The 9,976-nt window shown below is 44.0% G+C and carries 7 protein-coding genes; all 7 read right to left on the bottom strand.

What is annotated here, in order from left to right:
• Positions 1-125 precede the first annotated feature (125 nt).
• Positions 126-635: a molybdenum cofactor biosynthesis protein MoaE gene (locus tag AC3CAU_RS16445; protein ID WP_447054306.1), complete on the bottom strand. Its 510-nt coding sequence runs from the start codon at positions 633-635 to the stop codon at positions 126-128.
• 10 nt (positions 636-645) lie between these two features.
• The gene (locus tag AC3CAU_RS16440) at positions 646-897 is read right to left on the bottom strand and encodes a MoaD/ThiS family protein (RefSeq protein ID WP_447052829.1); all 252 of its coding nucleotides are present in this window, start codon (positions 895-897) and stop codon (positions 646-648) included.
• A gap of 1 nt (position 898) precedes the next feature.
• Positions 899-1,951: a GTP 3',8-cyclase MoaA gene (gene moaA / locus AC3CAU_RS16435; RefSeq protein WP_447052828.1), complete on the bottom strand. Its 1,053-nt coding sequence runs from the start codon at positions 1,949-1,951 to the stop codon at positions 899-901.
• A 133-nt stretch (positions 1,952-2,084) separates the two neighbouring features.
• Positions 2,085-2,711 carry a molybdenum cofactor guanylyltransferase gene (mobA, locus tag AC3CAU_RS16430; RefSeq protein WP_447052827.1) on the bottom strand — a complete coding sequence of 209 codons (627 nt, stop codon included), beginning with the start codon at positions 2,709-2,711 and terminating at the stop codon, positions 2,085-2,087.
• Positions 2,708-5,488 (bottom strand): molybdopterin-dependent oxidoreductase, encoded by a 2,781-nt coding sequence (locus AC3CAU_RS16425; protein ID WP_447052826.1) that lies wholly within the window; start codon positions 5,486-5,488, stop codon positions 2,708-2,710. The genes mobA and AC3CAU_RS16425 overlap by 4 nt, the downstream gene beginning before the upstream one ends.
• A 274-nt stretch (positions 5,489-5,762) precedes the next feature.
• Positions 5,763-7,388, bottom strand: coding sequence for a nitrite reductase small subunit NirD (gene nirD / locus AC3CAU_RS16420; protein ID WP_447052825.1), 1,626 nt, complete (start codon positions 7,386-7,388; stop codon positions 5,763-5,765).
• A gap of 30 nt (positions 7,389-7,418) precedes the next feature.
• The gene (gene nirB / locus AC3CAU_RS16415; protein WP_447052823.1) at positions 7,419-9,965 is read right to left on the bottom strand and encodes a nitrite reductase large subunit NirB; all 2,547 of its coding nucleotides are present in this window, start codon (positions 9,963-9,965) and stop codon (positions 7,419-7,421) included.
• Between the last annotated feature and the right edge of the window lie 11 nt (positions 9,966-9,976).

The raw sequence follows: 9,976 nt of genomic DNA, 5'->3' as shown, positions 1-9,976 counted from the left end.
TGCAGTCCGGTAACTCTCTGCCTTCATCCCGACATTTTTCATTACGTATTCCTATGTTTCTTTTTGGCTTTTCAAAGTCATTTCAACTGAGCTAAAACTTGAGCAAATCAAAAACTCATTTCTATCTAATGATGACAATATAGGTGTTCTTCGTATTCAGATTTTTTAATCGGATGATGATGGGCATGGATGTTATCCACGGCATCTTTACGGATACAGCAGCCTTCCACATATTGACTGCTGCCATCCATATAGAATTCTTCTTTCCAAACCGGAACTTCATGCTTGACCCGTTCTACCGCTTCTTCACAGGCGGCAAAGGCTTCGCGGCGATGGGCAGCATATGCAATCGCAATAATCGCCTTTTCACCAATATCCAAAGCGCCAACCCGGTGAATCACCCGCACATAAGACACGCCATATTTAGCTTGGATCTCTTGCTCAATCTGGCGAATCATTTTTTCCGCCACGGGTGTATAAGATGTGTATTTCAGTGCTTTAACCGCTTTACCTTCATGATGATTGCGTACTGTGCCCACAAAAATACCAATACCACCACATTCAGGAAAAGTTTGAATCTCATCAAAGCTATCTAAGGTTAAGGCGGTATCCTGAATCCGTGAAAATCGTTTCAATACATTCATTTCAGCCTCCTGCAACGGGTGAAAGCAGAACCAGGCTACTGTCCGCACTTAGTTGTGTTTGGCGTGAGATAATGTCCTCACCAATGGCACAGGCACAGCGTTCAATCATGGTAAAAGCTGCCGGATACTCCTGCCCAACTTGAGCCAAAACTTGCGCAACCGTGCTGTATGGGCTGCAGATCATCTCCAGGTTTGCAGGTAACTGGCGTTCTACCGCACCGAAGGCTTCAATTTTAATTGTGATCTGTGACATCTTAACCTCCAAGTATATGCATGCTGATTTTGCGGCTGCTTTTATTCATACTTTGATGTTTTAAACGCTGTTCAATCGCATGAAAGCCGTATTCTTTGTTCCAGATATATTGTGATAACGCAGCATGCAAGCTCAGTTCACTCAAAGGTTCGGAAGAATTTAGGGCTTTAATTTCAGTTTTTAGATTCAAAGCTTGAGGCGCAAACAGGCAGTTATAAAATTCACCTTGTGCGGTTAAACGTACCCGGTCGCAAGTTCCACAAAATGAGTTAGTGATGGTGGATATGATTCCGATCGGATGACCATCAATAAAATACTGTCGTGCCGGCTCTGAAGTTGAACATGCAGAGTCACTTCGCTGTTGAGTTACAGCAAATTCAGTACGCAGGCTATCTAAAATCTGTTGTTCACTGACCACATATTCGCTCGACCATTTACGGTCACCATCCAGTGGCATAAATTCAATAAAACGTAAGACAATTTTTTCTTCAACCGACCAGCGTGCCAAAGGCAGAATTTGATCTTCATTAATGCCCTTCATCAATACACTATTGATCTTGATCGGCAACCCTACCGCTTGTGCTGTCTGAATTCCTTCGAGTACAGGAGATAAATCTTTTTTTGTAAGCTGTTTAAATTGATGGGCATCCAGACTGTCCAGACTAATGTTTAAATCATCCAGTCCTGCCTGTTTTAACGCCTGTGCATATTGTTTTAAATAATGGGCATTGGTGGTCATCGAAATGCGTTTCAGCCCCAGTTTTTTTAGCTGCTGAAGCTGAGCAACAAAATGCACCACCCCTTGACGCATTAGTGGTTCGCCGCCTGTAATGCGAATAGATTCAATACCACGACGCACCATAAAATCACAAAAATGGTAAAGCTGTTCAAAACTGAGCAAGTCGTGCTTTTTCATCCATTCTGGATGTTCCGGCATGCAATAGACACACTTAAAATTACAGCGATCGGTTACTGAAATCCGCAGTTTGCGCTTGCCACGACCAAATTGGTCGACAAATTTCGCTTCGGTTTTAAGCTCTGTCATCATATTCATGTTGAACATCCATCTTCAGGCATTTGGCTACAACTGCACACCTATCGTGCACTAGTGTTAAATCGCCCAATCTTGTGATGATTAGATTTGCAATAAGTGTTCCAACTTTGTGCCAAAGGCGAACTATTGAGTTTTAATGCAGAAATTTAAGTTGTTGATGCTGTTGCAGCTCATCCAATGAGTTAATACTGTGAAAAAATAGTGCGTGATTTTTAAAATGTGCCACTTGAGCGTGCAAATCTAAAAAACACTGCCTCAAACTGCGCTGTTTTTGTTCAAGATGGGTTGTAAGGATATTCAGACTATTACGTTTAACCAGACAAAATGGATAAAGTGCCTTGCCGTTGATTTCGACATAAGCCACTTCTGCCAAGCTATTTTTGGCTAAAGCCTGATGTAGTTTGAGTAGCACTTTTGAAGGGATATAAGTCACATCACAAGGTACAAACAGCACATAGTCTGCCTGTACATGTGACCAGGCACTTTTTATTCCCATGAGTGGTCCTAGAAAGCCAGCCTCCTCATCCTGATAACAATCAATACTCGGAATCATTTTTTGATAGATCGAATCATCTCGATGACTATTGATCCATACGTGTGCAACATCGGATTTAAGCTGTTGATGAATCTTGATCAGTTGAATTTGATCATCAAATTTCTGCAACAGTTTATTGATACCATTCATGCGCCGCGCTTGTCCACCGGCTAAAATCACCAAATCAGTCTCAGGATAAACTGCTTTTTTTATGACTTGCTTCATTCAACTGCCTCCGTTTGCCAGGCTTTGATCAAGCCACGAATTTCAGGCAGACATGAACCGCAATTGCCGCCTGCTTTTAAACATGCAGTGATCTGTTTTTCATCGGTGATATTTTGAGTTTTAATGGTATCGATAATGCGGTTTTTACCGACTTTAAAACAGCTACAGACCAGTGGCCCTTCATTGTTGGCCATCGACATCGGTTGACCGGCAAGCAATGCTTTACGGTGCATGGCACTTAAACGTTCACGTTTAAACAGACTTGCGACCCAGTCGCGATCTGGCAACAAAGCTTTAGGGGCAATATACAAACTGGCAATTAAATGACCATCTTTCAATACAATACTGTGACTGATATGCGCAGTCTGATCTTCAATATTCAGCCATTCAAAACTTTCATCCTGAAACGGTAACAGCTCTTTCAAATGCTCAGTGGTCTGGGTAAATTTTTTACGGTCTGCCAGTTCATAGCGTACAGCTTTGGCCGTGGTAATTTTCGTCCACCACACCGTATTTTGAATCGAAGCTTGTACTATTTGTTCAAAGCCCTGACGCACGTAAAATACGCCTTGCCATTGGCTATAAAATGGATGGATGATCACCGGTGTATGTTTAAACTCAGGCTCTCCTGAAATGGCATCCACAACAGGATTGACCACCTTGCCAATGCGGGCATCGGAAGCTACCTGATCGTTCCAGTGAATGGGCGCAAAGACTTGTCCACGACGAATATCATCACTGACCGTGGCGCGTAAAACACAGTTGCCCCATTTCGATTTGACTTCTACCAATTCGCCATCTTTGATCCCATATTTCAGGGCATCATGGGGATGGATTTCACAAAACGGCTCTGCGCGATGGGTACTTAAATTGGCAGATAAACCGGTACGGCTCATGGTATGCCACTGGTCACGAATCCGGCCTGTATTCAGCACCAAAGGAAATTCACTACACACCTGATTCACCGGGTCTATCGCGGTAATGGCGATAAATTTGGCTTTGCCATCGACATGGCTAAAATGCCCTTTGGCATAGATGCGTGCCACAGCACCATCGGCTTGCTGCCTAGACCAAAGCGGCCATTGCAACGGTTGCAGTTCATCATATTCATTAAAGGTTAAATCAGTTAAGCCTTTTAAATTGAAATAACGGAAGTTTGGCGTTTTCCCACGGTGTTCCAAACCTGAATTCTGCTCAGCGGAGAGTCGTGCATGTTCCAGAAAAATGTCATAGCTGTTGTTAAACTCAAAACCGCTAAAGCCCATTTTTTTAGCGACCTGACTCATCGCCCACCAGTCGGCTTTAGCCTGTTCTGGCTCTTCTAAAAATGCACGCTGTCTGGAAATACGGCGTTCAGAATTGGTGACTGTGCCATCTTTTTCTCCCCAGCCTAAAGCGGGTAAAAGTACATCGGCATATTGTGTGGTGTCGGTGTCTTGGCAAATGTCGGACACCACCACAAACTCACACTTGTCTAAAGCACGTTTCACCTGATCTGCATCCGGCAAACTTACGACTGGATTGGTGGCCATAATCCAGATGGCTTTAATTTTGCCACTTTCTACCGCATGGAATAGATCAACGGCCTTAAAGCCAGCCTGCTTGGCAATATAAGGACTTTGCCAGAAATTTTGCACCAGTTGCTGATGACTTTCATTTTCCAGTTCCAGATGTGCTGCCAGCATGTTGGCCAGCCCACCCACTTCACGTCCGCCCATGGCATTTGGCTGCCCAGTCATGGAAAATGGTGCAGCACCGAGTTTGCCAATTTTTCCCGTGAACAGATGACAGTTGGTTATGCTATTGGCTTTGTTCACGCCTTGTGAAGACTGGTTCACCCCCATCGAAAACAGGGTCATCACTTTTTCAGTTTGGGCAAATTTCTCATAAAAAACTTGTAGTTTTTCAAGTGAAATACCGCTACGCACTGCTACATCTTCAATAGATGATTCAGTTTGGCTATGCGCCAAAGCCTGTTCCAAACCTTGAGTATGTGCAGTAATAAAATCTTGGTCTGCATGACCATTTTGCGCCAGATATTGTAATAAGCCGTTAAATAATGCGACATCCTGCCCCGGTAAAATCGGCAAATGTAAGTCTGCTGCTTCACAGGTACTGGTAAAGCGTGGATCAATCACCACCACAAACAAATCACGTTGCTCTTTAGCTTTCATGATGCGTTGATATAGCACCGGATGGCACCAAGCGGTATTGGAACCGACCAGCACTACCATATCGGCATGCTCAAAGTCTTCATAGCTTGCCGGAACAATATCTTCACCGAAAGCACGTTTATGTGCCGCAACCGCAGATGACATACAAAGTCGTGAATTGGTGTCGATATTGGCTGTACCAAGGTAACCTTTGACGAACTTGTTCACCACATAATAGTCTTCAGTCAGCAATTGCCCAGAGACATAAAAGGCAATACTGTCACGACCATATTGATCAATACATTGCTGAAATTTTTCGGCAATTAAATCCGTTGCTGTATTCCAGTCGCTCTTTTCACGCTGTTGCTTGCGACCGAGCATAGAATGGAGAACACGGGTTTCCAAGCCAATGGTATCAGCCAGATTGCTACCTTTAATGCACAGTTTCCCGTAATTGGATGGATGATTGACATCTCCTGCAACCGAAACTTTTTGACCTAATGCCGTGTCCTGCACAGTAGCAGTTACGCCACACCCCACCCCACAATAGGGACAGGTGGTATTGGTGATTTTGCTACTTATTTCTGTGGAGCTATGCAGTTCCATCACAGGGATACTATTCATGGATGCTCCTTTTTATCGAATAAATTCACTTGAATAATTTCTTCTATTTTCCAAGCTATCTAAATCTTTAGAGTTCACGTAAGTATGTATTCTGTCGAGGTGGCATGGATGCCACCGTTTCCCATCATTACAGGACGTAATGTATGGGAAACAAAGATTTTTGTTACTTTTGATCTTTCAAAAGTAAGATCATGCCTACGCAATTATTCTTTACTTATTAGTGCAAAGTGTGGCTGTGCAAATATTTAAAATTGAACAAATACCACTCATGTAATTAACCTGCTTTCTTTAATGCAAAATCTTTACCAAAGAGCAATTTATTACGAATATTACTGATTGGCGTTTGATCGGAAATCAGTTCTGCATACCATGCACCATCTTCAGTATCACCAAACAATACGGCACCAATGACTTTATCTTTTTGAATAATAATGCGTTTATAGATCTGACGTTTTTCATCATTCAAGATAATGTCTTCATAATCGTCCTGCGGTTCGCTATTTTCTAAATCAATTCGGCCTGCCGAAAATACATCACAGCCACTGACCTTGAGCTGCGTCGGAACCGTCGGTGCTTTAAAGGTTAAGCTGCCGTGTTCGGCCAGATGTGAGGCACAAATAAAGGCTTGACCCCAAAGTGGTTCAACCAGACCGAAGGTTTGATTACGGTGCTCAATACATTCACCCACCGCATAAATACTCGGGTCAAAAGTTTGCATGGTGTCATTCACCATCACACCCCGGTTACAACGTAAGCCAGCACTTTGCGCCAATGCCATATTCGGACGAATGCCCACAGCAAAAACCACCAGATCAGCATCTAAAACAGTACCATCTTTAAGTTTAATGTGTGTCACATGACCGTCTTCGCCAATCAGTTGTTCTGTATTGGCTTGAGTCATGATGTTGATGCCCTTCGCTTCAATACTTTGTCTTAACAAGCTGCTTGCACGGCTATCCAATTGACGTTCCATGATGCGGTCCATCAAATGTAAAACCGTCACATTCATGCCACGTTGTTTCAGGCCATAAGCAGCCTCTAAACCAAGCAAGCCACCACCAATCACCACGGCATTCTGTTTAGATTTGCAGTAATCAAGCATGGTGTTGACATCGTAAATGTCACGGAAACTGAGCACACCTTTTAAGTCACTACCTGGAATGGGCGGAATGAACGGCTTGGAACCTGTCGCCAGAATCAAACGATCATAATCTACAATTATGCCTTTTTCGGTATAAACCTGTTTACGAGGACGATCAATTTTTACCGCAGCATCACCGGCAATGAAGCGAATGTTTTTGTCACTATACCAGGCATACGGATGCAGCATGATGTCATCAATGGTTTTATCGCCAGACAACACAGGTGAGAGCATAATGCGGTTATAGTTGCCCCATGGTTCTTCACCGATTACGGTCACTTCATAACGTTCAGGTGCCATATCCAGCAAATCTTCCAGACAGCGCATACCCGCCAGACCATTGCCCACTAGCACCAGTTTCATCTTTTCTTGGGAAGTGCCGTTATTGGTAATATAGGTTTTTTGCGATGTAGGACTGACCCAGACTTTTCCATTTTCAATCTTGCTTGGGAAAACCAGTAGCTTTTTATCTTTATCTTCCAGACAACGCCCGGTTGCCAGACTGAAATGTTGTTTATAGATGGGAGATGCCACGACACGCTCACCTTGCAAATCGCCAATGATGCCGCGCGACATCACAAATGCCTGACTAAATGGGTCCTGGTTACTTAAAGCATAAACCCGTTTTTCATTACCGACACGGAAAATGGCAATTTGCTGATTGTCAATTAAAGCCCCCACACCGGTATTCGGGGTAATGTCATCCAGACTACAAATCTCAACCCAATCCAAGTCATTCATTTCTTTTAAAATCGTCATATTTATTCTCCTTCATTTCCATGAAAATGCTTAGGCTTCAACTACCGGAATACGCGTCACATCACGTTCAACCGCAGTTTTTGGGCGGATTTGTCCACGTTCAATAGCAAACTGAATATGTGGATCATTCTGTTTTTCAGCCTTGGCATTAATAAAGGTGATAAAGCGTTTACGTACTTCCGGATCTTCAACCGCAGTGCGCCATTCATCTTGATAAGTGCCGACCACATGATCCATACGGCGTTCTAACTCGGCAGCCAGTCCTAAAGAATCTTCAAGCACCACGGCTTTAAGATAATCCAGACCGCCTTCCAGGTTGTCGCGCCATACCGAAGTACGTTGCAGGCGATCTGCTGTTTGAATGTAGAACATATAGAACCGGTCGATATAACGAATTAAAGTTTCAGTATCCAGATCAGAAGCAAGTAGCTCCGCATGGCGAGGTTTCATTCCGCCATTACCGCATACATACAGGTTCCAGCCTTTTTCTGTAGCAATCACCCCGACATCTTTACTTTGTGCTTCGGCACATTCACGGGTACAGCCAGAGACCGCCATTTTGAGTTTATGTGGAGAACGCAAGCCCTTGTAGCGATTTTCCAGGAAGATGGCCAAGCCCATAGAATCATCGACACCATAACGGCACCAAGTGCTACCGACACAAGATTTCACAGTACGCAATGATTTGCCGTAAGCATGACCCGACTCAAATCCTGCATTGATGAGTTTTTCCCAGATTTCAGGCAGTTGATGCACTTGCGCACCAAACAGGTCAATCCGTTGTCCACCAGTGATTTTGGTATATAGACCATAGTCTTTCGCAACCTGCCCGATAGTGATTAAACCTTCCGGGGTAATTTCACCGCCTGCGATCCGGGGCACAATTGAATAGGAACCATCTTTTTGAACATTACCGAGGTAGTAATCATTACTGTCTTGCAGACCGGCATGGCTTGGTTTGAGTACAAAATCATTCCAGCAAGATGCCAAAATATTCGCCGCAGTCGGTTTACAGATATCACAGCCTAGACCGTGACCATGTTGCCCGATCAGATCATCAAAAGTTTTGATTTCATTGACCCGCACCAGGTGATACAGCTCTTGACGTGAATAGGCAAAGTGTTCACAAAGGTGATTGTTTACGGTCACCCCTTGACGTTGCAATTCAGATTTCAATACTTGAGTAACTAAAGGTGCACATCCACCACAAGCCGTTGCGGCTTTGGTACATTTTTTTAGTGCACCCAGTGAGGTTGAACCATCGGCAATAGCACTGCAAATATCGGCTTTAGACACGTTATTACATGAACAAATGGTTGCGCTGTCTGGCAGTAAATCAACACCGCTACCGCCTGTTTTTGCTGATGACTGTGCATAACCCGGCATGATCAGGCTTTCCGGATGTTCTGGTATAGCCAGGCCATTCAGCATCATTTGTAGCAGGTCGTTATATTCTTTGGCACAGCCCACCAGAACAGCACCGAGTAGCTTGGTTTTTTCCGCATTCACCACGATTTTTTTATAAATCATGGCATCTTCATCGGCATAGAAATAACTTAAGGCATTCGGCGTCATGGCATGCGCATCACCCACTGATGCTACATCAACACCCATCAGTTTCAGCTTGGTACTCATATCCGCGCCGGCAAATAAATTGCAGACTTGATCCATAACATGTTTCGCAGCAATACGTGCCATGTCATAACCTGGAGCCACCAGACCATAAATTTTATTTTGCCAAAGTGCACATTCACCAATGGCATAAATGTCAGCATTAGAGGTTTGGCAATAATCATTGATCACGATACCGCCACGCTCACCAAGCACCAGACCGCTTTGACGCGCCAATTCATCACGTGGGCGAATACCGGCAGAGAACAAAACGATATCGGTTGCAAGTTCAGAACCATCGCCAAACTTCATCACGTGCGTAGTATTTTCACCGGCTTCGATGCATTGTGTAGCTTTTTGAGTATGAACTTTCACCCCTAGATTTTCGATTTTTGCCCGTAAAACCTTGCCGCCGAGGTCATCAATTTGCACCGCCATTAAGCGAGGTGCAAACTCGACCACGTGGGTTTCAAGGTTTAAATCACGTAAGGCTTTGGCCGCTTCCAAACCGAGTAAACCGCCACCAATCACCACACCGGTTTTGGCATTTAAACTCGCGGCACGAATGGCATCCAAGTCTTCAATGGTGCGGTAAACAAAGCAGTTCTCACGCTCATTGCCTGGAATAGGAGGGACAAAAGCATATGAACCGGTTGCCAGTACCAACTTGTCATAACTAATTACATCGCCATGATTGGTGATAACCGTTTTATTTAAAGTGTCGATTGCATTGGCTTTGGTATTGAGGCGTAAATCAATGCCATACGCATCGGCAAAATCGCTACGGCAAAGGGTTAAGTCTTTGGCAGATTTTCCAGTGAAATATTCGGTTAAATGCACGCGGTCATAGGCTAAACGTGGCTCTTCTGCCAGAATCGTGATTTCAACTTCGTCACCTGCATGTTCAAGAACCGATTCAATGAACTTGTGCCCTACCATACCGTGACCAATCATGACTAATTTCATATCAATTCTCC

The organism is Acinetobacter sp. GG23, assembly GCF_057766365.1.
This window is presented reverse-complemented; position numbering and strand designations above follow the sequence as displayed.